At 64.3% G+C, this 20,069-nt stretch carries 19 protein-coding genes; 6 read left to right on the top strand and 13 right to left on the bottom strand.

Annotation, left to right across the window (positions count from 1 at the left end; genetic code table 11):
- Positions 1-148 precede the first annotated feature (148 nt).
- Positions 149-364: a 30S ribosomal protein S21 gene (gene rpsU / locus CAG31_RS25130; RefSeq protein ID WP_002551877.1), complete on the bottom strand. Its 216-nt coding sequence runs from the start codon at positions 362-364 to the stop codon at positions 149-151.
- A 199-nt stretch (positions 365-563) separates the two neighbouring features.
- Between rpsU and tsaD the strand changes: the two genes are divergently transcribed.
- Positions 564-1,592 (top strand): tRNA (adenosine(37)-N6)-threonylcarbamoyltransferase complex transferase subunit TsaD, encoded by a 1,029-nt coding sequence (gene tsaD, locus CAG31_RS25125; RefSeq protein ID WP_085586288.1) that lies wholly within the window; start codon positions 564-566, stop codon positions 1,590-1,592.
- A gap of 20 nt (positions 1,593-1,612) precedes the next feature.
- Here tsaD and plsY read toward each other — a convergent pair whose 3' ends face one another.
- Positions 1,613-2,182 (bottom strand): glycerol-3-phosphate 1-O-acyltransferase PlsY, encoded by a 570-nt coding sequence (plsY, locus tag CAG31_RS25120; RefSeq protein ID WP_085586286.1) that lies wholly within the window; start codon positions 2,180-2,182, stop codon positions 1,613-1,615.
- A gap of 74 nt (positions 2,183-2,256) precedes the next feature.
- Between plsY and folB the strand changes: the two genes are divergently transcribed.
- Positions 2,257-2,613 carry a dihydroneopterin aldolase gene (gene folB / locus CAG31_RS25115; protein ID WP_085586284.1) on the top strand — a complete coding sequence of 119 codons (357 nt, stop codon included), beginning with the start codon at positions 2,257-2,259 and terminating at the stop codon, positions 2,611-2,613.
- Positions 2,604-3,128 carry a 2-amino-4-hydroxy-6-hydroxymethyldihydropteridine diphosphokinase gene (gene folK / locus CAG31_RS25110; RefSeq protein ID WP_085586282.1) on the top strand — a complete coding sequence of 175 codons (525 nt, stop codon included), beginning with the start codon at positions 2,604-2,606 and terminating at the stop codon, positions 3,126-3,128. The genes folB and folK overlap by 10 nt, the downstream gene beginning before the upstream one ends.
- A 121-nt stretch (positions 3,129-3,249) precedes the next feature.
- Here the strand turns inward: folK and CAG31_RS25105 are convergent, their stop codons facing one another.
- The 11 genes from CAG31_RS25105 to CAG31_RS25055 form a co-directional block, all read right to left on the bottom strand.
- The gene (locus CAG31_RS25105; RefSeq protein WP_085586280.1) at positions 3,250-4,479 is read right to left on the bottom strand and encodes a multifunctional CCA addition/repair protein; all 1,230 of its coding nucleotides are present in this window, start codon (positions 4,477-4,479) and stop codon (positions 3,250-3,252) included.
- 63 nt (positions 4,480-4,542) lie between these two features.
- Positions 4,543-6,105 (bottom strand): SpoVR family protein, encoded by a 1,563-nt coding sequence (locus tag CAG31_RS25100; RefSeq protein ID WP_085586278.1) that lies wholly within the window; start codon positions 6,103-6,105, stop codon positions 4,543-4,545.
- Positions 6,102-7,373, bottom strand: a complete 1,272-nt coding sequence (locus CAG31_RS25095) for a YeaH/YhbH family protein (RefSeq protein WP_007959907.1) — start codon at positions 7,371-7,373, stop codon at positions 6,102-6,104. The genes CAG31_RS25100 and CAG31_RS25095 overlap by 4 nt, the downstream gene beginning before the upstream one ends.
- Before the next feature lie 205 nt (positions 7,374-7,578).
- The gene (locus CAG31_RS25090; protein ID WP_085586276.1) at positions 7,579-9,501 is read right to left on the bottom strand and encodes a PrkA family serine protein kinase; all 1,923 of its coding nucleotides are present in this window, start codon (positions 9,499-9,501) and stop codon (positions 7,579-7,581) included.
- Positions 9,502-9,797: 296 nt separating this feature from the next.
- Positions 9,798-10,127: a thiosulfate sulfurtransferase GlpE gene (gene glpE, locus CAG31_RS25085; protein ID WP_085586274.1), complete on the bottom strand. Its 330-nt coding sequence runs from the start codon at positions 10,125-10,127 to the stop codon at positions 9,798-9,800.
- Positions 10,128-10,160: 33 nt separating this feature from the next.
- Positions 10,161-11,042, bottom strand: a complete 882-nt coding sequence (locus tag CAG31_RS25080) for a symmetrical bis(5'-nucleosyl)-tetraphosphatase (protein WP_085586272.1) — start codon at positions 11,040-11,042, stop codon at positions 10,161-10,163.
- Positions 11,042-11,422, bottom strand: coding sequence for a Co2+/Mg2+ efflux protein ApaG (gene apaG, locus CAG31_RS25075; protein WP_085586270.1), 381 nt, complete (start codon positions 11,420-11,422; stop codon positions 11,042-11,044). The genes CAG31_RS25080 and apaG overlap by 1 nt, the downstream gene beginning before the upstream one ends.
- 107 nt (positions 11,423-11,529) lie before the next feature.
- Positions 11,530-12,348 carry a 16S rRNA (adenine(1518)-N(6)/adenine(1519)-N(6))-dimethyltransferase RsmA gene (gene rsmA / locus CAG31_RS25070; protein ID WP_085586268.1) on the bottom strand — a complete coding sequence of 273 codons (819 nt, stop codon included), beginning with the start codon at positions 12,346-12,348 and terminating at the stop codon, positions 11,530-11,532.
- Positions 12,345-13,334, bottom strand: coding sequence for a 4-hydroxythreonine-4-phosphate dehydrogenase PdxA (gene pdxA, locus CAG31_RS25065; protein ID WP_085586266.1), 990 nt, complete (start codon positions 13,332-13,334; stop codon positions 12,345-12,347). The genes rsmA and pdxA overlap by 4 nt, the downstream gene beginning before the upstream one ends.
- Positions 13,331-14,647, bottom strand: a complete 1,317-nt coding sequence (gene surA / locus CAG31_RS25060) for a peptidylprolyl isomerase SurA (RefSeq protein ID WP_139831412.1) — start codon at positions 14,645-14,647, stop codon at positions 13,331-13,333. The genes pdxA and surA overlap by 4 nt, the downstream gene beginning before the upstream one ends.
- Positions 14,628-17,441 carry an LPS-assembly protein LptD gene (locus tag CAG31_RS25055; RefSeq protein ID WP_085586262.1) on the bottom strand — a complete coding sequence of 938 codons (2,814 nt, stop codon included), beginning with the start codon at positions 17,439-17,441 and terminating at the stop codon, positions 14,628-14,630. Before CAG31_RS25055 ends, surA begins: the two co-directional genes overlap by 20 nt.
- A gap of 130 nt (positions 17,442-17,571) precedes the next feature.
- Between CAG31_RS25055 and CAG31_RS25050 the strand changes: the two genes are divergently transcribed.
- Genes CAG31_RS25050 through CAG31_RS25040 form a run of 3 tightly spaced genes read left to right on the top strand, consistent with a single transcriptional unit; the run spans position 17,572 to position 20,028 of the window.
- Positions 17,572-18,591, top strand: coding sequence for an aminoglycoside phosphotransferase family protein (locus tag CAG31_RS25050; RefSeq protein WP_085586260.1), 1,020 nt, complete (start codon positions 17,572-17,574; stop codon positions 18,589-18,591).
- Positions 18,588-19,259 (top strand): N-acetylmuramate alpha-1-phosphate uridylyltransferase MurU, encoded by a 672-nt coding sequence (murU, locus tag CAG31_RS25045; RefSeq protein WP_085586258.1) that lies wholly within the window; start codon positions 18,588-18,590, stop codon positions 19,257-19,259. The genes CAG31_RS25050 and murU overlap by 4 nt, the downstream gene beginning before the upstream one ends.
- A gap of 1 nt (position 19,260) precedes the next feature.
- Positions 19,261-20,028, top strand: a complete 768-nt coding sequence (locus tag CAG31_RS25040) for a TerB family tellurite resistance protein (protein ID WP_085586256.1) — start codon at positions 19,261-19,263, stop codon at positions 20,026-20,028.
- Positions 20,029-20,069 lie beyond the last annotated feature (41 nt).

Below are 20,069 nucleotides of genomic sequence, written 5' to 3'. Positions count from 1 at the left end.
GGCAAAGAAGCCAGGCCTGACGCGGTGAAGCGGATTTGTCTCGGTCGCATGTGCGGCTTCGACGGTGAAGCATCAAGCGTTTTCCGCAAATGCCATAAGCCCGGCGGAAGGCCGGGCTTGGCAGAAGCTTGCTACGAACGTCTGTGTATCAGTACAGACGAACGGCGCGGCGCTGTTCGCGCTGAACTTTCTTGGCGTGACGCTTAACAGCGGCTGCTGCCTTGCGCTTACGCTCGGAAGTTGGCTTCTCGTAAAATTCGCGGCTACGAACCTCAGCCAGTACACCGGCTTTTTCGCAGGAGCGCTTGAAACGACGCAGAGCTACGTCGAAGGGTTCATTCTCTTTAACTTTGACGGCTGGCATCCAGAGCTACCTTCATTCATTACCGGGGTCAACATCCTCGCGGCAAAAGAGCACTTGAAGACGTCGGTTTTTAAGGGTTGCGGATGTTAACCCCTCAACGCTCGGAATGCAAAGCCTCTGATCGAAAACCGCTGGTCGGGGCATCACGCGGCGACTATCATGCGCGCCTTCGAATTTAGCCTAAACAAGGCCAGAACCCATGCTAGTACTGGGATTGGAAACGTCCTGCGACGAAACCGGCGTCGCGCTCTACGACAGTGAACGCGGCCTTCTGGCGGACGCGCTGTTCAGTCAGATCGACCTGCACCGCGTCTACGGCGGCGTGGTGCCGGAGCTGGCCTCCCGCGATCACGTCAAGCGCATGCTGCCGCTTATCCGGCAGGTGCTGGCGGAGGCCGACTGCGTGCCGACCGAGATCGACGCGATCGCCTACACCGCAGGCCCAGGCCTGGTCGGGGCCCTGCTGGTGGGCGCCTCCTGCGCCCAGGCGCTGGCGTTCGCCTGGGGCATTCCGGCGCTGGGCGTGCACCACATGGAAGGCCATCTGCTGGCGCCGATGCTCGAGGCGCAACCGCCGGAGTTTCCGTTCGTCGCTTTGTTGGTCTCCGGTGGCCATACGCAGTTGGTCCGGGTCGATGGCATCGGCCAATACGCCTTGCTTGGCGAAACCCTCGACGATGCCGCCGGCGAAGCCTTCGACAAGACCGCCAAGATGATGGGCCTGAACTATCCAGGCGGGCCCGAGATCGCCAAGGCCGCCGAGCGGGGCGTCGCCGGCCGGTTCACCTTCCCGCGTCCGATGTGCGACCGTCCGGGTCTGGACTTCAGCTTCAGCGGCCTGAAGACATTCGCCCTCAACACCTGGCAGCAGAGCGTCAGCGCCGGGGACGACGGCGAGCAAGCCCGTTGCGACATCGCGCTGGCGTTCCAGCAGGCCGTGGTGGAGACTTTGACCATCAAGTGCAAGCGTGCCCTCAAGCAGGCCGGCATGAAGCGCCTGGTGATCGCCGGCGGCGTCAGCGCCAACCGGGCGTTGCGTGCGTCGCTGGAGAAAATGCTCGGCGACATGAAGGGCAGCGTGTTCTATGCCCGTCCGCAGTTCTGCACCGACAACGGCGCGATGATCGCGTTCGCCGGTTGCCAGCGGCTGCAGGCCGGCCAGCAGGAAAGCCTGGCGATCACCGTGCAGGCGCGCTGGCCGATGGAGCAGTTGTCCGCGTTGGGATGAGCGTCGTTCAAGGGCGGCATTCAAAAATGCCGTTCGCGCCCGGCGAACAGGTCGCGTAGATTGCCCCGGTGCCGCCAGACGATCAGCAGCGTGAGCGTGCTCATCGGCAGCAGGGCGGCCGGTTCCTGCCAGGCCAGCAGCGGCAGGGTGAGGGGGGTGGCGATGAGGGCCGCGAGCGAGCTGGTGCGGGTCAGGTAGAACGTCAGCAGCCAGGCGGCTATGGCCAGCAGTGCGGCGGGCGGATACAGCCCCAGCAGCATGCCGGCCGCCGTGGCGACGCCTTTGCCGCCGCGGAAACGGAAATACAGCGGGAACAGGTGACCGATCACGGCGCAGACGCCGATCCAGGCCTGATCCTGCGGCGACAGGCCTGCCGCCGAGGCGATCAGCACCGGCAGCAGGCCTTTGCACAGATCGCCGAGCAAGGTCAGGACCGCCAGTTTGCGGCCGGCCAGGCGCAGCATGTTGGTGGCGCCGGCATTGCCCGAGCCGCTCATTCGCGGATCCGGGTTTCCGGTCAGGCGGCTGAGCAAGATGGCGAAGGACAGCGAGCCGAGCAGGTAGGCGAAAACCGCCAGTGACCAAAACATGCTAACTATTCCGGGCGAGGACGCCCTGATTCTAACGGCGCAACGCGCCCTTGTCGTGCAACGGAGAAAAGTGCTTGGACAGAGTGTTTATCGAGGGCCTGGAAGTCGACACCGTGATCGGTGCCTACGACTGGGAGCGCGGCATCCGACAGTGCCTGCGCCTTGATCTGAGCTTCGCCTGGGACAATCGTCCGGCCGCCGCCGGCGACGACCTGACCCTGGCGCTCGACTACGCCAGCGTCTCCACGCGGATCCAGGCCTTCGCCGAGCAGGCGCAGTTCCAGTTGGTCGAGACCTTCGCCGAACGGCTGGTCGAGACGCTGATGGACGAATTCAAGATCACCTGGGTGCGCCTGAAGCTGACCAAGCCGGGCGCCGTGCCGGCCGCCAAGGGCGGCGTGGGTGTGGAGATCGAGCGCGGATGTCGCTGACTCAGGTCTACCTCGGCCTCGGTAGCAATATCGAGCGTGAAACCCATTTGCGCGCCGGGCTCGAGGCCCTGGCCGCGTTCCTGGTGGATATCCGCTGTTCGGCGGTGTTCGAGAGCCAGCCGGTGGGCATCAAGAGCGGTCCGTTCTTCAATTTCGTGGTGTCGGCGTTCACCGACCTGCCCCTGATGGAGCTGGATCGCCGCTTGAAGTTCATCGAGGCGGACAACGGCCGTTACGCGCCGGACCGCAAGGGCCTGCCGCTGGACATCGACGTGCTGCTGTACGGCGACCTGACGGGCAATTTCGACGGGCTGGTCCTGCCGCGGGCGGAGATCCTGAAAAACGCCTTCGTGCTGTGGCCGCTGTCGCTGATTGCGCCGGAGCGGGTGCATCCGGGCGTGGGAAAAAGCTTTGCTGCGCTGTGGGCAGAGGCGCAGATCGATCAGGAACTGGCACCGGTGGCCTTTGAGTGGCGGGGCGAGCCGTTGACCCCCGAGGATCTGTTGTCGGCCTGAGCGGTGTCTTCACTGACGCCCTCTTCAGCAGGCTGGCTCCCTCACTTTTGGGGGAGCACAGAATCCGTGAGCGCCGCCGTTCCCTGCGGGAGCGGCGGCGCGACGATTCGGACTGCCCGTTTCAGGAGGCCGCCGCCTCCTTGTACGCCTTCAACGCCTTGAGCCGTTCGCGCTTGAGCGCCTCGCCCAGTTCCGGGCCTTTGAAACCTTTCTCCAGCAACGGCTGTACCGCCACGCTGCGCGCCACCGTCGCGGCGCCGCGCAAGTAATCCGCCTGTGGATAACTGCGCTGCTCCAGGCCTTTTCGCCCGCGGGCGTCCATCTCGCAAGCGGCAATGAACTCCTCGAAACGCTGCGGCCGGCGGTAGACGTCGAAGCTCTGCAGCAACTCCAGCAGCGTCGTGGCTTTCAGCTCAAGGGCGCGGTGCCCGTGGGTGTGGTACTGGCCGACCAGCAGTGCCAGTTCCTGGCACTCCTTCGGGGCCTTGAAGCGTTCGTTGACCGCTTTGATCAACTTCAGCCCTGTGTGCTCGTGGGCGATATGCCTCGGCCATTCCTCTTGCGGCGTCAGGCCTTTGCCCAGGTCGTGCAGCAGGCAGGCCCAGCGCACGGTCAGCGGTTGCCTGTGCAGCGCCGATTGCTCCAGCACGCTCAAGGTGTGGATGCCGCTGTCGATTTCCGGGTGATGGGCTTCCGGCTGCGGCACGCCGAAGAGCGCATTCACTTCCGGCATCAGCACCTTGAGCGCGCCGCAGTCGCGCAGCACCTGAATGAACACCTGCGGCTGCTCTTCCATCAGGGCGCGGGAAATCTCCTTCCAGCTGCGTTCGGCGGTCAGGGCTTCCAGCTCCCCCGATTCGCTGAGGGTGCGCATCAGTTCAAGGGTCTCGGGCGCGACGGTGAACCCCAGTGCCGCATAACGGGCGGCGAAACGCGCCACCCGCAGCACCCGCAGCGGATCTTCGGCGAACGCCGGGGAAACGTGACGGAGTATGCGGCCTTCAAGGTCGCGCTGGCCGTTGTAGGGGTCGGTCAGGTTCTGACCGTCGTCCTCAGCCATGGCGTTGATGGTCAGGTCGCGGCGGATCAGGTCTTCCTCAAGTGTGACCTCGGGGCTGGCGTGGAAGGTGAACCCGCCATAACCGCGGCCGCTCTTGCGCTCGGTGCGGGCGAGGGCATACTCCTCGCCGGTCTTGGGGTGAAGGAACACCGGGAAGTCCGCGCCGACCGGGCGAAAGCCCTGGGCGAGCATCTCTTCGGTGGTCGCGCCGACCACCACCCAGTCGATGTCGGTGACCGGTTTGCCCAGCAGGCGATCGCGCACGGCGCCGCCGACCTTGTAAATCTGCATAAAAAACCTCCGTTGGCCCGACAGGATAACCCTTGCGCCGGACTTTCGGAGGCTGGAACGGGATCAAAGATGAATGACGGCCAGGTCGAGCCGACCGTAGTCCCCTTCGCTGTGCTCGTTTCGCGGCGGCACATGGTGGGTCTTCATCACCTGGTCGCCCTGCAGGGTCTCCAGGTGGATGTCGAAGCCCCACAGCCGGTGCAGGTGCTTGAGCACTTCTTCCGTGGAATCGCCCAAGGGCTTGCGGTCATGCTGCTGGTGGCGCAGGGTCAGCGAGCGGTCGCCGCGGCGGTCGATGCTGTAGATCTGCACGTTCGGCTCGCGGTTGCCGAGGTTGTACTGCGCCGCCAGGGTCTCGCGGATGATCCGGTAGCCGCCCTCGTCATGGATGGCCGGCACCAGCAGGTCGTCCCGCTGGTCGTCGTCGAGGATGCTGAACAGTTTGAGGTCGCGGATCACCTTGGGCGACAGGTACTGCAGGATGAAGCTCTCGTCCTTGAAGCTGCTCATGGCGAACTTGATGGTCGACAGCCAGTCGGAGCCGGCGATCTCCGGGAACCAGCGGCGGTCTTCCTCGGTGGGCTCCTCGCACATGCGCCGGATGTCCCGGTACATCGCAAAGCCCAGGGCGTAAGGGTTGATGCCGCTGTAGTAGGGGCTGTCGAACCCGGGCTGGAACACCACGCTGGTGTGGGACGTCAGGAACTCCATCATGAAGCCGTCGGTGACCAGGCCTTCGTCGTACAGGTCGTTCATCAGCGTGTAGTGCCAGAAGGTCGCCCAACCTTCGTTCATCACCTGGGTCTGGCGCTGCGGGTAGAAGTACTGGGCGATCTTGCGCACGATGCGCACGATTTCCCGTTGCCACGGCTCCAGCAGCGGCGCGTGCTTCTCGATGAAGTACAGGATGTTCTCCTGCGGCTCGGCGGGGAACCGGGCGTTGTCCTTGTCGCTGAGCTTGTCGGTGCCCTTGGGGATGGTGCGCCACAGGTCGTTGATCTGCTTTTGCAGGTGCTCTTCGCGGTCCTTCTGCCGCCGCCGTTCTTCCTCGGCGGAAATCGGATACGGCCGTTTGTAGCGGTCCACGCCGTAGTTCATCAGGGCATGGCAGGAATCGAGCAGATCCTCCACCGCATCGATGCCGTGGCGCTCCTCGCACTGCATGATGTACTGCTTGGCGAACACCAGGTAATCGATGATCGAGCTGGCGTCGGTCCAGGTGCGGAACAGGTAGTTGCCCTTGAAGAAGCTGTTGTGGCCGTAGCAGGCGTGGGCCACCACCAAGGCCTGCATGCAGATGGTGTTCTCTTCCATCAGGTAGGCGATGCACGGGTCCGAGTTGATCACGATCTCGTAGGCCAGGCCCATCTGCCCGCGGCTGTAGGATTTTTCGGTGCTGAGGAAGTGCTTGCCGTAGGACCAGTGGTGATAGCCCAGCGGCATGCCGACCGACGCGTAGGCGTCCATCATCTGCTCGGCGGTGATCACCTCGATCTGGTTGGGGTAGGTGTCCAGCGCATAGCGGGCCGCGATGCGGGCGATTTCGCGGTCATAGGCCTGGATCAGCTCGAACGTCCATTCGGAGCCGGTGGAGATGGGTTGGCGCTTCTGCTCTTTGGCGGTCATGTCACTAACCTGCGCTGGAAGAGTTCACGGAAGACCGGATAGATATCCCCGGCCGAGACCAGTTGCTGCTGGGCAAACGTGTCGGAAAAGGCTTCGGCGATGCGTTCGTACTCGTACCAGAGGGCCTGGTGCTCGCGGGGGGTGATCTCCACATAAGTGTAGTACTGCACGAACGGCATGATCTGGTTGATCAGGATGTCGCGGCAGATGGGCGAATCGTCGTTCCAGTTGTCGCCGTCGGAGGCCTGGGCGGCGTAGATGTTCCACTCGTTGCTCGGATAGCGCTCGGCCATGATTTCCTGCATCAGCTTCAGGGCGCTGGAGACGATGGTGCCGCCGGTTTCCCGCGAATAGAAGAACTCTTCCTCGTCCACTTCCCGGGCGCTGGTGTGATGGCGGATGAACACCACGTCGATCTTGTCGTAGTTCCGCTTGAGGAACAGGTACAGCAGGATGAAGAAGCGCTTGGCGATGTCCTTGGTCGCCTGGGTCATGGAGCCGGACACGTCCATCAGGCAGAACATGACCGCCTTGGAGCTGGGGTTGGGCTGCTTGATCAGCAGGTTGTACTTGAGGTCGAACGTGTCGAGGAACGGCACCCGATGGATGCGGGCGCTGAGTTTCTCGATTTCCGCTTCCAGATCCTGGATATCGCCGAAGTTGTCCGGCTCTTCGCGTTTCAGCCGGGCCAGTTCTTCCTTCACCTCGCGCAGTTTCGCCCGGCTGCTGCCGGACAGCGCGATGCGCCGGGCATGGGCCGAGCGCAGGGTGCGGATGATGTTGATGCGCGAGGGGTTGCCCTCGTTGCTGATGCCGGCGCGCACGGTCTTGAAGGTGTCGGTGCCGGTCAGGTTGCGTTTGACCAGGTTCGGCAGTTCGAGGTCCTCGAACATGAATTCGAGGAATTCCTCCTGGGTGATCTGGAAGACGAACTCGTCCATGCCTTCGCCGGAGTTGCCGGCCTTGCCGGGCCCCCGGCCTCCGCCGCCTCCCGGCGGGCGGGCGATGTGTTCGCCGGCGGTGAACTCCTTGTTGCCGGGGTGCACGACGGTCTGCTTGCCCCCGCGGCCGTGGTGAAGCACCGGTTCGTCGATGTCGCGACCGGGGATGCTGATCTGCTCGCCGTGCTCCATGTCGGTGATGGAACGCCGGCTGACGGCTTCTTCGACAGCCTTCTTGATGTGGTCACGGTAGCGCCGCAGGAAGCGCTGGCGGTTCACCGTGCTCTTGTTCTTGCCATTGAGGCGTCGGTCGATCACATAGCTCATGACTGCTCCTTAGAAGCTGTCCTGCAAAGGGCCGAGCGCTCATGCAGCATTGAACCGAATGCCAAGGGACGTACACGCTCCCCCAAGCGCTTTGGGTGCTGCCTGAACCCCGCTACCGCCTTTGGAACACCTTCCTGAGGCCTGTGTAACAGAAAATGCGCACACAGGCCCCGGGCTGACGACAACCGGTCTGACCGGCCGCGGGTTACTGTGATTTCCTGACCCGCAGGTACCACTCGGAGAGCAGCCGTACCTGTTTGTCGGTGTAGCCGCGTTCGACCATCCTGGTGACGAAGTCGTTGTGCTTTTGCTGGTCCTCTTTGCTGGCCTTGGCGTTGAAGCTGATGACCGGCAGCAGGTCTTCGGTGTTCGAGAACATTTTCTTCTCGATGACCACCCGCAGTTTCTCGTAGCTGAGCCAGGTCGGGTTCTTGCCGTTGTTGTTGGCGCGGGCACGCAGCACGAAGTTGACGATCTCGTTGCGAAAATCCTTCGGATTGCTGATGCCGGCCGGTTTCTCGATCTTTTCCAGTTCCTCGTTGAGGGCGACGCGGTTGAGGATCTCGCCGGTTTCCGGATCGCGGTATTCCTGGTCCTGGATCCAGAAGTCCGCGTACAGCACGTAGCGGTCGAAGATGTTCTGGCCGTACTCGCTGTAGGACTCGAGGTAGGCGGTCTGGATCTCCTTGCCGATGAACTCGATGTAGCGCGGGGCGAGGTACTCCTTCAGGTAGCGCAGGTAGCGTTCGCGGGTCTCGGCCTGGAACTGTTCCTGTTCGATCTGCTGTTCCAGCACATAGAGCAGGTGCACCGGGTTGGCAGCGATCTCGTGCGGGTCGAAGTTGAACACCTTGGACAGGATCTTGAAGGCGAACCGGGTCGACAGGCCGTTCATGCCCTCGTCGACGCCCGCCGCATCGCGGTATTCCTGGATCGACTTGGCCTTCGGATCGGTGTCCTTGAGGTTTTCCCCGTCGTACACGCGCATCTTCGAGTAGATGTTGGAGTTCTCGGGCTCCTTGAGGCGCGACAGCACGGTGAACTGCGCGAGCATCTTGAGGGTGTCCGGCGCGCAGTGGGCCCGGGCCAGGGAGCTGTTGAACAGCAGCTTGTCGTAGATCTTCACCTCATCGCTGACCCGCAGGCAGTAAGGCACCTTGACGATGTAGATCCGGTCGATGAAGGCTTCGTTGTTCTTGTTGTTGCGGAAGGTGTGCCACTCCGATTCGTTGGAATGGGCCAGCAGGATCCCGGTGAACGGAATCGCGCCCAGGCCTTCGGTGCTGTTGTAGTTGCCTTCCTGGGTGGCGGTCAGCAACGGGTGCAGCACCTTGATCGGCGCCTTGAACATCTCGACGAATTCCATCAGGCCCTGGTTGGCCCGGCACAGCGCCCCGGAATAGCTGTAGGCGTCGGCGTCGTTCTGCGGGAATTCCTCCAGCTTGCGGATATCGACCTTGCCCACCAGCGCGGAGATGTCCTGGTTGTTCTCGTCGCCCGGTTCGGTCTTGGCCACGGCGATCTGGTTGAGGATCGAGGGGTACAGCTTGACCACGCGGAACTGGCTGATGTCGCCGCCGAACTCGGCCAGGCGTTTGGTCGCCCAGGGCGACATGATGGTGTTCAGGTAGCGGCGGGGGATGCCGAAGTCCTCTTCGAGGATCGCGCCGTCTTCGGTGGCGTTGAACAGCCCCAGGGGCGATTCGAACACCGGCGAGCCCTTGATGGCATAGAAGGGCACCTTCTCCATCAGTTGCTTGAGCTTCTCGGCCAGGGACGACTTGCCGCCGCCCACCGGGCCGAGCAGGTAGAGGATCTGTTTCTTCTCTTCCAGGCCCTGGGCCGCATGGCGGAAGTACGACACGATCTGGTCGATGCATTCTTCCATCCCGTGGAAGTCCTCAAAGGCCGGATAGCGGCGGATCACCTTGTTGGAGAAGATGCGTGACAGCCTCGAATTGGTCGAGGTGTCGAGCAGCTCGGGTTCGCCGATGGCCAGCAACAGACGCTCGGCGGCGGAAACGTAGGCGCTGCGGTCCTTTTTGCACAGTTCCAGGTATTCCTGCAGCGAGAATTCTTCCTGGCGTGTGGACTCGAAGCGTTGTTGGAAGTGGCTAAAGATACTCATGACGTCACCTCGCTCGATACGTGGAGCCGACGCCGGATCACTCAGTCGATGCTGGCAAGCAGCCGCTTGAGCAGCTGTTGTTTACCCCCCAGAACTCTTCCGCGCCGACAACCGCGAAAGCTACTCCCGATGACCCGTGCGCCGGTGTACCGGCTCTCCCCTGTTTTGGATGGCCTGGGCTTAAGGATAGTTGGGAATTGGCGAGGTAAAGGCGAGATGCGTAATTAGTTGTGGCAGACCGTTCGTCCGCCACCGTGCAAGCCCGCGGGAGCCGGGGCTTGCAGGTCGCAAAAAAATTATTCGGCGGCGCCTTGGGCGGTTTCCGAAGGATAGGTCGCACGCCACAGCTCGAAGCCGCCGTCCAGGCTGTACACGTCGGAGAAGCCCTGGCCCACCAGGTAGGCGGCCGCGCTCTGGCTGGAGTTGCCGTGGTAGCAGACCACCACCGTCGGGGCGTCGAGGTCGGCGTTGCGGATGAAGTCGGCGACCGAGTGGTTGTCCAGGTGGTGCGATCCGGTGACGTGCCCGCTGGCGAAGGCTTGCGGGTCACGGATGTCGACCACCACGGCGCCTTGCTCGCGCAGGGCCTTGGCCTGTTCCGGGGGGATGCGTTTGAATTCGCTCATGGCGGGTTCCTGTGGTCCGGCGGGTGACGCAGTCTAGCGCGGGGCGCTGGCTGACGTGGAGTGGGGGATAAGGGGGGCGACGGTCGGCAGGGCGTTGCCGTGGTCGTCGCATTTGCACGACAGGCGCTCGCCGCTGTCGACGTTCATCAGGGTGAGGCTGCCGCCCCACACGCAACCGGTGTCGAGGGCGCAGATGCCGGGCTCGTGGACGATGCCTTCGAGCGCCGCCCAATGGCCGAAGATGATCCGCAGGCCGCGGGTCCGGCGCTCCTTGTGCTGGAACCAGGGCTTGTAGCCGGGCGGGGCGGTGTCCAGGCCTTCCTTGCTCTTGAGGTCGAGCTTGCCCTCGGGGGTGCAGAAGCGCATCCGGGTGAAATAGTTGGTGATCACCCGAAGGCGCGTCACGCCCTTGAGGCTGTTGTCCCATTTCGCCGGATCGTTGCCGTACATGCCGTCCAGGTAGGCGGGGAACAGGTTGTCGTCGCGCAGGGCCGACTCGACCTCTTCGGCGCACTTGAGCGCCTTGCGCAGCGACCACTGCGGCGGGATCCCGGCGTGCACCATGGCGATCTCGCGCCGCTCGTCGTAGTGCATCAGCTTCTGCCGGCGCAGCCAGTCCAACAGCTCGGGGCCGTCGGGGGCTTCGAGGATCTCGCGCAGGGTGTCGCTCTTCTTCATGCGCTCGATGTTCTGGCCGGCGGCCAGCAAGTGCAGGTCATGGTTGCCCAGCACGCACACCAGCGAGTCGCGCAGCCCGTACAGGTAGCGCAGGGTCTCCAGGGACTGCGGGCCGCGGTTGACCAGATCGCCCACCAGCCACAGACGGTCCAGCGCCGGGTCGAAGGCGACCTGGCCGAGCAGGCACTTGAGCGGTTCGAGGCAGCCTTGCAGGTCGCCCACGGCGTAGGTCGCCATCAGTGCAGGGCTCCGGGCACGGCGAGGCGGAAAGGCTTGATGACGGCGTCGAAATGCTTGCCGTCGTCGGCGACCATTTCGTAGGAGCCCTGCATGGTGCCGACCTGGGTGGTCATCACCGTGCCGCTGCTGTAGGTGTGGCTCTGGCCCGCTTCGATCAGCGGTTGCTGGCCCACCACGCCGGCGCCGCGGACTTCCTCGACATGCCCGTCGCCATCGGTGATGACCCAGTGCCGCGACATCAGTCGGGCCGGCCGGTCGCCGTTGTTCTGCACGGTGATGGTGTAGGCGAAGGCGAAGCGGTCGTGCTCGGGTTGCGATTGGTCTGCCAGGTAGCGGGTGACCACGCTGACGTCGACCTGATAACGGGGATCGGACATGCAAAAGGCCTTAAGAGCGAAGCGCAACGCAGGGGTGCGGCTGATGGGGATTCAGTCTAGGCAAGTATCGGGCAACAGACCAGCGCGGCGGTTGCCCGATGACGCCGTCAGTCGGCCTTGGGCGGCTGCTGGGGTTTCTCGGCGAGCTGGTCGGCCAGGCGTACGAACGCCGCCAGGTCCAGTTGCTCGGGGCGCAGGCTGCCGTCGACGCCCGCCGCTTCGATCTCGGCGCTGGTGAGCAGTTGCTTGAGGGTGTTGCGCAGGGTCTTGCGGCGCTGGTTGAACGCCTCGCGCACCACGCGCTCGAGCAGCCGGTGATCCTTGGCCGGGTGCGGCAGCACGGCGTGGGGCACCAGGCGGACGATGGCCGAGTCGACCTTCGGCGGCGGGTTGAACGCGCCGGGGCCGACGTTGAACAGATGTTCGACCCGGCAATGGTACTGGACCATGATCGACAGGCGACCCCAGTCGCCGCCGCCGGGGCCTGCGGCCAGGCGCTCGACCACTTCCTTCTGCAGCATGAAGTGCATGTCGCGGATCAGGTGCGAGTTGTCCAGCAGGTGGAAAATCAGCGGGGTGGAGATGTTGTACGGCAGGTTGCCGACCACCCGCAGCGTGTTCGGCGCGGCGTTGAGGGTGTTGAAGTCGAACTTCAGCGCATCGCCCTGGTGCAGGTTGAAGTTGCTCTTGCCGGCGAACTGACTGTTGAGGATCGGGATCAGGTCCTTGTCCAGCTCGACCACGTCGAGCTGGGCGCCGGCGCCGAGCAGGCCTTCGGTCAATGCGCCCTGGCCCGGGCCGATCTCCAGCATGCGGTCTTCGGGCTTGGCGTGGATGGCGCGCAGGATGCGGTCGATGATGCCCGCATCGTGCAGGAAGTTCTGGCCAAAGCGTTTGCGCGCCTTGTGTTGGTATTGCTCGGTCATAAACGGGTCTCGGCCATCTGGTAGGCGGTTTCCAGGGCGACCTGCAGGCTGCCGGTGTCGATCCGGCCGCTGCCGGCCAGGTCCAGGGCGGTGCCGTGGTCGACGGAGGTGCGGATGATCGGCAGGCCCAGGGTCACATTGACCGCTGCGCCGAAGCCTTTGTACTTCAGCACGGGCAGGCCCTGGTCGTGGTACATCGCCAGCACCGCGTCGCAGTGCTCCAGATATTTGGGGGTGAACAGGGTGTCGGCCGGCAGCGGGCCGCGAAGGTCCATGCCTTCGCTGCGCAGACGCTCCAGCGTCGGTTCGATGATGTCGATTTCTTCATGGCCCAGGTGGCCGCCTTCGCCGGCGTGCGGGTTGAGCCCGCAGACCAGGATGCGCGGCCGGGCGATGCCGAACTTGTCTTGCAGGTCGGCGTGCAGGATCCGCGTGACCCGCTCCAGCCGCTGCGGCGTGATCGCGTCGGCGATCTCGCGCAGGGGCAGGTGGGTGGTGACCAGCGCCACGCGCAGGCCGCGGGTGGCGAGCATCATCACCACCTGGGCGGTGTGGGTCAGGTCGGCGAGGAATTCGGTGTGCCCGGAGAAGGCGATGCCGGATTCGTTGATCACGCCCTTGTGCACCGGGGCGGTGATCATCCCGGCGAAGTCGCCGTTCAGGCAGCCTTGGCCGGCGCGGGTCAGGGTTTCGAGGACGAACGCGGCGTTGGCCTTGTCCAGTTGCCCGGTGACCACCGGGGCGCTCAGCGGCGTGTCCCAGACGTACAGGCTGCCGGCCGGCGCCGGAGCGTCCGGCCAGTGGTCAGGGGTGACGGCCAGCACGTCGACGGCCAGCCCCAGCTGCGCGGCCCGCTCAAGGAGCAGGTCGCGGCTGGTGATGGCGATCAGGGGGTGCGGCTGGGGCTGCGAGGCGAGCAGCAGGCACAGGTCGGGACCGATGCCGGCCGGTTCGCCGGGTGTCAGCGCGAAACGCTTGGGTTTCACTGCGCTGCCTGGTCTGCGCCAGGGAGTTTGATTTCAACGTAGGCTTCGTCACGGATCTGACGCAGCCAGGTCTGCAGCTCTTCGTCGTACTTGCGGTTGCGCAGCACGGTCATCGCTTGCTGCTCCCGCGCCTGGGCGGTGCTGTCGGTGGCGCGGCGGCCAAGGACTTCCAGCACGTGCCAGCCGTACTGGGTCTGGAACGGCTTGGACAGCTGACCCTGCGGGGACTTGGCCATCACGGCGCGGAACTCCGGCACCAACGCGTTCGGGTCGATCCAGTTCAGGTCGCCGCCGTTGAGGGCGGAACCCGGGTCTTCCGAGTATTTCTTCGCCAGCTCGGCAAAGTCTTCGCCGGCTTCGATGCGGTTGTACAGCGACTGGGCCAGCTCTTTGGTCTTCGCCTCGTCACGGACCGGACTTGGCTTGACCAGGATGTGGCGCACATGCACTTCGTCGCGCACCTGGCCTTCGCCGCCGCGCTTCTCCAGCAGCTTCAGGATGATGAAGCCGCCCGGGGTGCGGGCCGGTTGGGTGATTTCGCCCGGCGACATGCTGCTCAGTTCGCGGTCGAACGGCGGCGGCAGCTGGGCGGCCTTACGCCAGCCCATGTCGCCGCCTTCCAGCGCGTTGTCGCTGGCGGACTTGGCCACGGCCATCTGGCCGAAGTCGGCGCCTTGTTTGAGCTGCTGGTAAACGTCCATGGCCTGGCGGGCGGCGCTCTGAATCGCTTCGGAGTTGGCGCTTTCCGGGGTCGGGATCAGGATGTTGGCCAGGTGCAGCTCTTCGGAGAGCTGCATCTTGCCCAGGTCCGAGGCCAGGAAGTTCTTCACTTCCTGTTCCGACACCTGGATGCGTTCGGCCACACGGCGCTGACGCACGCGGCTGATGACCATCTCGCGGCGGATCTGGTCGCGGGCTTCGTCGTAGGACAGGCCGTCGCGGGACAACGCGGCGCGGAACTGGTCCACGGTCATGTTGTTGCGCTGGGCGATGGTGCCTACGGCCTGGTTCAGCTCTTCGTCGGTGATGCGGATGCCGGAGCGTTCGCCGATCTGCAGTTGCAGGTTCTCGACGATCAGGCGTTCCAGCACTTGCTGGTCCAGCACGCCCGGAGGCGGCAGGCCGCCGCCGCGCTTGGCGATGGTTTTCTGCACCTCGTGGACGCGTTGGTCCAGCTGGCTCTGCATGACCACGTCGTTGTCGACGATGGCCACCACTTTATCGATGGACTGCACCGCGGCGCCGGCCGAAGTACCGAGGAACAGCGCGCCCAGCATCAGCGGGCGCAGACAATCAGAAAGCTTGGTCTTCACGTTGACGATAACCTTGGATGCCTTTGTCGAGGAAGCTCTCTACCTTGGTGCCTACGACACCGCCGAGGCCTTTCAGGACGATTTGGAGGAAGACGCCGTGGTCGCCTTTTTCGTTTTGCGGAGCCTGCTGACTGAACTCGTCGTAGGACACCCAATAACGGTTGATCAGGCGCAGTTTCCAGCAGCAGTTGTCGTACTCGAAACCACCGAAGGCTTCCAGCGTGCGATTGCGGTTGTAGTCGTACTGCCAGCGGCTGATGGCGCTCCACTGCGGCACGATCGGCCAGATCGCCGAGAAGTCGTGCTGCTTGATCTTGTAGTAGTCCTTCACGTAGTTCGGATCGCCCGGTACGCCGTAGTCGCCGCCGCCCACCGACCATTTGCCGGTGTTCTGGTCGTAGCGGACCTGGTCGTTGCGGTAGCGGTAACCGAAGTTGACCACCTTGTTCGGGTTGTCTTCAGGCTGGTAGTGGAACATCGCGCTGCCCGAACGCGGGCTGCGGCTGTCCGGATCCCAGTTGTAGTCCGCGGTGGTGCGCCAGTCGCGGTTCCAGCGGTACTCGTATTCCAGCGCGTACGGCGAGACGTTGGAGTGCGCGTCGTCGCGGGTCTTGGCGTCGATGCCCGGCAGCTGGACTTCGCGATCCTTGAAGTAGAGGGCCTGGCCGACGCTGATGCGTTGACGCTCGAAGCCGTCGTCCTCGATCCAGCGGCTGGTCACGCCCAGCGACAGCTTGTTCTCGTCGCCGACGCGGTCGGAGCCGGAGAAGCGGTTGTCGCGGAACAGCGAGGCATAGTTGAACGTGTATTCGCTGGTGTCGAATACCGGGATGTCCTCTTGGTCGACCTCCGGTACGTAGAGGTAGAACAGGCGCGGTTCCAGGGTCTGGCGGTAGTTCTTGCCGAAGTAGGACGTGTCGCGGTCGAAGTACAGGCCGCTGTCGATGCTGGCGATCGGCACGCCGCGGTTCTGGTTGCTGCCGAACTTGCCGCCGAGGTACTTGGTGCCGGCAGCGGCTGCCGCCGCTTCCTGCTGCACGATCTGGTTCTTGCCGGTGCTGTCCAGGTCCAGCTGGTACTGGGTGTACTGGTACTTGAGCGATGGCTTGAGGAAACCATAGGTCCAGTTCAGCGGCAGGCTGACACCCGGCTTCAGGTTCAGGCGGTCGCCGTTGGCGCGGGCCAGGCCGGTAACGTTGTTGTCGAGACGGCTTTCGACGCTGCCGTCCTCGTTCACGAAGTTGCCGTTCTTCAGGTCACGGTCGAAGCGAACCAGCTCCGTCTCGTAGTCGAAGTCCAGGCCTTCCGGATGGTAAGGCAGCTGGCCGTTGAAGGTGATCTGCGGCAGTCGGTCATACGGCGTGATGTTCGACACGGTCGCCAGCTGGTAAGCCTGGGCGTTCAACCGGGCGGTGTAGCTGTCGCCGCGGTAGGTGACCGAGCCTTGCTGGTTCACGTAGTCGGCGCTCTTCACGCCGATCTGGTCGGTTTCCAGGTCTTGGAAGTAGTACGGGTCGCTGATCTTGGTGTAGTCGACCTGGGTGAACACGCGGGAGTCGAGACCGCCCTTGTGCTGCCAGTTGTACATGTACCGGTTCTTCTGGTAGTCGGTCTGCTTGCTGCGGTCGGTGTCCTCGTCATTGAGGTACGCCGCACCGAACTGCCCTTCGCTGGACTTGGTCAGGTAGCGGAACTCGCCTTCCATCAGCAAGCCGCGCTTGGCCATGTAGCGCGGGTACAACGTGGCGTCGTAGTTCGGCGCCAGGTTGAAGTAGTACGGGGTGACCAGCATGAAGCCGGTGTCGCTGCTGGTGCCGATGCTCGGCGGCAGGAAGCCCGACTGGCGGCGGTCGTCGATCGGGAAGTAGATGTACGGGGTGTACAGGACCGGAATGTCCTTGACCCGCAGCGTCACGTTGGTCGCGGTGCCGAAGCCGGTGGCCGGGTTCAGGGTGATGTTGTTGCCCTTGAGCTGCCAGGCGTTGCTGTTCGGTTCGCACGTGGTGTACGTGCCGTCCTTGAGGCGGATGATCGCGTTCTCGGCCCGTTTGGCGTACAGCGCGTTGCCGCGGATGCGCGACTTGTGCATCACGTACTCGGCGTTGTCGACCTTCGCTTCACCGGTGTCCAGCTGCACGTCGGCGTGGTCGCCGACGATCAGCGCGCCGTTGTCGCGGATGCGCACGTTGCCCGCCAGTTCGCCGCGGCTCTCGGCCTGGTACAGGTTGGCCTCGTCGGCCTCGACCTGCATGCTGCCCTGACGCATGACCACGTCGCCGGCCAGGCTCGCGACCTGCGAATCCTGTTGGTAGCGGGAGGCCTTGGCGCCGATGAAGGTCGGTGCGTCACTTTTGTTCGTCTTGTCATTCATGCCAGGACGAATCGGTTCGATATAGGAACCAGAGCAGTAAGGACCTGTCTCGGCCAGTTGGGCGGCGGTGAGCTTCTCGCGCGGCACCCAGTCGAGGTGACTGTAGTCTTCGCTGCGGGATTTCAGGCCACGGCCCTTGGACTCGGTGACGAGCACGGGTTTGGGGCCGGTGTCCTGGCTGGCGCCGCTTTCGGCCGGCGCTTCGCCGGCGGCGCTGACGGCGCTGCCGTCATGCACCGGACGCGGCGGCAAGGCAGCGGCCGTGGACTTGGGCGCACAGGCCCAGCCGCCCGACTCCGAGACGGAGCAGTCATACTGCTCGGCCGCGGTGACGAAGGAACTGGCCAGAGGTTGCATGGCCAGCAGGCTGCCGGTCATCAACAACGGAAATTTTTTACGAAACGCGGGGGATTTCAATGCCATCTTATTAGTCCGGGCTTCCTGCGTGCCATCTGCCCGCGGTGTGGGCCGCACGCCTCTCGATGGTCTGAAAAAGATGCTGGATAATAAAGCATGACCCGCTTGACGGCTAGCGCCGTCGGAGACCCTTGCAATGCCTGACCAAGATGTACGCTTGCAACACCTGAAAGTTTGGCTCGACGAACAGCTGGCGACGCTTTTCGCCGAGCAGCAGTGGGGCGCCGTCCCCCCGGCCACCTTGACCGCGGCCAGCAGCGACGCGAGTTTCCGCCGATATTTCCGCTGGGAAGGCGCCGGGCGCAGCTTCATCGTGATGGACGCCCCGCCGCCCCAGGAAAACTGCAAACCCTTCGTGGATATCGCGTTTCTGCTGGCCAAATCCGGCATCAACGTGCCGAAAATTTATGCGCAGGACCTGGAGCGCGGCTTCCTTTTACTCAATGACCTGGGTAACAAGACCTATCTGGACGTGATCGGCAGCGACAACGCCGACGCGCTTTTCGACGATGCCCTGAAGGCGCTGCTGGCGTTTCAGCAGTTGCCGATGGTGGCGCCGCTGCCCAGTTACGATGTCGCCTTGCTCACGCGCGAGCTGGAGCTGTTCCCGGAGTGGTACGTCAAGCGCGAGCTGGGCATCGAGTTCGATCCGGCCCAGCAACGGCAGTGGCAGCAGGTCAGCGAGCTGCTGATCGACAGCGCCCTGGCCCAGCCCAAGGTGCTGGTGCACCGCGACTACATGCCGCGCAACCTGATGCTCAGCGAGCCGAACCCCGGCGTGCTGGATTTCCAGGACGCCGTGTACGGCCCGGTGACCTACGACGTGACCTGCCTGTTCAAGGATGCCTTCCTCAGCTGGCCGCCGGAGCGTGTGCGCGGCTGGCTGCATGGCTACTGGCAACAGGCCTCGGCGCTGAACATTCCGGTGCAGCCGGATTTCGAGGCGTTCCTGCGTGCCAGCGACCTGATGGGGGTGCAGCGCCACCTCAAGGTCATCGGCATCTTCGCCCGCATCTGCCACCGTGACGGCAAGCCGCGCTACCTGACCGATGTGCCGCGCTTCTTCGCCTATATAGATGAAGTGATCGCCCGCCGTCCGGAGCTTGAGCCGTTGCAGGCGCTGCTCGTCAGCCTGCGTGCCGGGGTGAATGCATGAAGGCGATGATTCTGGCGGCAGGCAAGGGCGAGCGCATGCGCCCGCTGACCCTGACCACCCCCAAGCCGCTGGTGCGCGCCGGCGGCATCCCGCTGATCGAGTACCACCTGCACGCCCTGGCGGCGGCCGGTTTCGATGACATCGTGATCAACCACGCCTGGCTCGGCCAGCAGATCGAGGACTACCTGGGCGACGGCTCGCGCTACGGCGTGCGCATCCGCTATTCGCCGGAAGGCGAGCCGCTGGAGACCGGCGGCGGGATATTCCGGGCGTTGCCGCTGCTGGGCGACGAGGCGTTCCTGGTGGTCAACGGCGACATCTGGACGGACTACGACTTCAGCGTGCTGCATCAGCCGATCGCCGGTCTGGCGCACCTGGTGCTGGCGGACAACCCGGCCCATCACCCGGCCGGCGATTTCGTCCTCGACAACGGGCGTGTCCAGGATGGACAGCCACAGGCGCGGACCCTGACCTACAGCGGCATCGCCGTCCTGCACCCGCAGCTGTTCGACGGCTGCGGGGCGGGCGCGTTCAAGCTCGCGCCGCTGCTGCGCGACGCCATGGCGCGCGGCCAGGTGACGGGCGAACGGCTGAAGGGGCAGTGGGTGGATGTCGGCACCCATGAACGTCTGGCCGAAGCCGAAAAACTGATAGAAGCGAGCCGTTGATATGTTGTGGCCAGGGACTCTGATTGGAGCCGGAGCGGGTTTTGCGATCGCCAGCATTCCGGGGGCCATGCTTGGGGCGTTGTTGGGGCAAGCGCTGGATCGGCGCCTGCACCTGCAGAGCTGGGGACATTTGCGCGAACGGCTCGGCGGCAGGCCGATGCTGCGCAACGATGAATTGCTGTTCGTGCTGCTGGGGCGTCTGGCCAAGAGCGACGGGCGCGTCACCGACGGGCATATCCAGCAGGCGCGCCACGAAATGCGTGCGCTGGACATGGGCGAACCGGCCCAGCGCCGGGCGATCGCCGCGTTCAACCGCGGCAAGTCCGGCAACGACAACCTGCGCAGCTATCTGCGGCGGCTGGGGGCCCAGCCCCATGCGGCCGAAGGCGTGCTGCGCGCGTGTTGGCGGATGGTCTGGGCCGACGGCCGGGCCGGCGTGAGCGAGCGCGAACTGTTGGCGCAGTGGGGCAAGTGGCTGGGCTGGACGACGCATCAGGTGCAGGCGCTGGCGACGGACTACGAGCCGCACAAGCGGCCCATCGTCAGTGCAGCGGTGAGCTATCAGGAAGCGATGCGCCTGCTCGGGGTGTCGGCGACCAGCGAGCCGGCGCAGATCAAGCGGGCGTACCGGCGGCTGCTCAGCCGCCATCACCCGGACAAGGTCGCCGGCAGCGGCGCGACGCCTGCGCAAGTGCGTGAAGCCACGGAGAAGACCCGCGAACTGCACACCGCCTACACCTTGATCCGTGAGCGGCGGGATTTTCGCTAGGCACTGTGTTCCGGGGTGTTTGGATCAGTCGAATCGCGAGC

The sequence above is a fragment of the Pseudomonas sp. R25(2017) genome (assembly GCF_002112565.1).
GTDB lineage: Bacteria > Pseudomonadota > Gammaproteobacteria > Pseudomonadales > Pseudomonadaceae > Aquipseudomonas > Aquipseudomonas ekonensis.
This window is presented reverse-complemented; position numbering and strand designations above follow the sequence as displayed.

Excerpts from the sequence above, each read along its gene's own strand:
- rsmA (WP_085586268.1), bottom strand. The coding sequence starts at position 12,348 with ATGACCGAGCAATACCAACACAAGGCGCGCAAACGCTTTGGCCAGAAC.
- CAG31_RS25105 (WP_085586280.1), bottom strand. The coding sequence starts at position 4,479 with ATGCAGATTTACAAGGTCGGCGGCGCCGTGCGCGATCGCCTGCTGGGC.
- CAG31_RS25055 (WP_085586262.1), bottom strand. The coding sequence starts at position 17,441 with ATGGCATTGAAATCCCCCGCGTTTCGTAAAAAATTTCCGTTGTTGATG.
- rpsU (WP_002551877.1), bottom strand. The coding sequence starts at position 364 with ATGCCAGCCGTCAAAGTTAAAGAGAATGAACCCTTCGACGTAGCTCTG.
- murU (WP_085586258.1), top strand. The coding sequence starts at position 18,588 with ATGAAGGCGATGATTCTGGCGGCAGGCAAGGGCGAGCGCATGCGCCCG.
- folK (WP_085586282.1), top strand. The coding sequence starts at position 2,604 with ATGTCGCTGACTCAGGTCTACCTCGGCCTCGGTAGCAATATCGAGCGT.
- CAG31_RS25095 (WP_007959907.1), bottom strand. The coding sequence starts at position 7,373 with ATGAGCTATGTGATCGACCGACGCCTCAATGGCAAGAACAAGAGCACG.
- CAG31_RS25100 (WP_085586278.1), bottom strand. The coding sequence starts at position 6,105 with ATGACCGCCAAAGAGCAGAAGCGCCAACCCATCTCCACCGGCTCCGAA.
- CAG31_RS25040 (WP_085586256.1), top strand. The coding sequence starts at position 19,261 with ATGTTGTGGCCAGGGACTCTGATTGGAGCCGGAGCGGGTTTTGCGATC.
- glpE (WP_085586274.1), bottom strand. The coding sequence starts at position 10,127 with ATGAGCGAATTCAAACGCATCCCCCCGGAACAGGCCAAGGCCCTGCGC.
- tsaD (WP_085586288.1), top strand. The coding sequence starts at position 564 with ATGCTAGTACTGGGATTGGAAACGTCCTGCGACGAAACCGGCGTCGCG.
- CAG31_RS25050 (WP_085586260.1), top strand. The coding sequence starts at position 17,572 with ATGCCTGACCAAGATGTACGCTTGCAACACCTGAAAGTTTGGCTCGAC.
- CAG31_RS25090 (WP_085586276.1), bottom strand. The coding sequence starts at position 9,501 with ATGAGTATCTTTAGCCACTTCCAACAACGCTTCGAGTCCACACGCCAG.
- plsY (WP_085586286.1), bottom strand. The coding sequence starts at position 2,182 with ATGTTTTGGTCACTGGCGGTTTTCGCCTACCTGCTCGGCTCGCTGTCC.
- apaG (WP_085586270.1), bottom strand. The coding sequence starts at position 11,422 with ATGTCCGATCCCCGTTATCAGGTCGACGTCAGCGTGGTCACCCGCTAC.
- CAG31_RS25080 (WP_085586272.1), bottom strand. The coding sequence starts at position 11,042 with ATGGCGACCTACGCCGTGGGCGACCTGCAAGGCTGCCTCGAACCGCTC.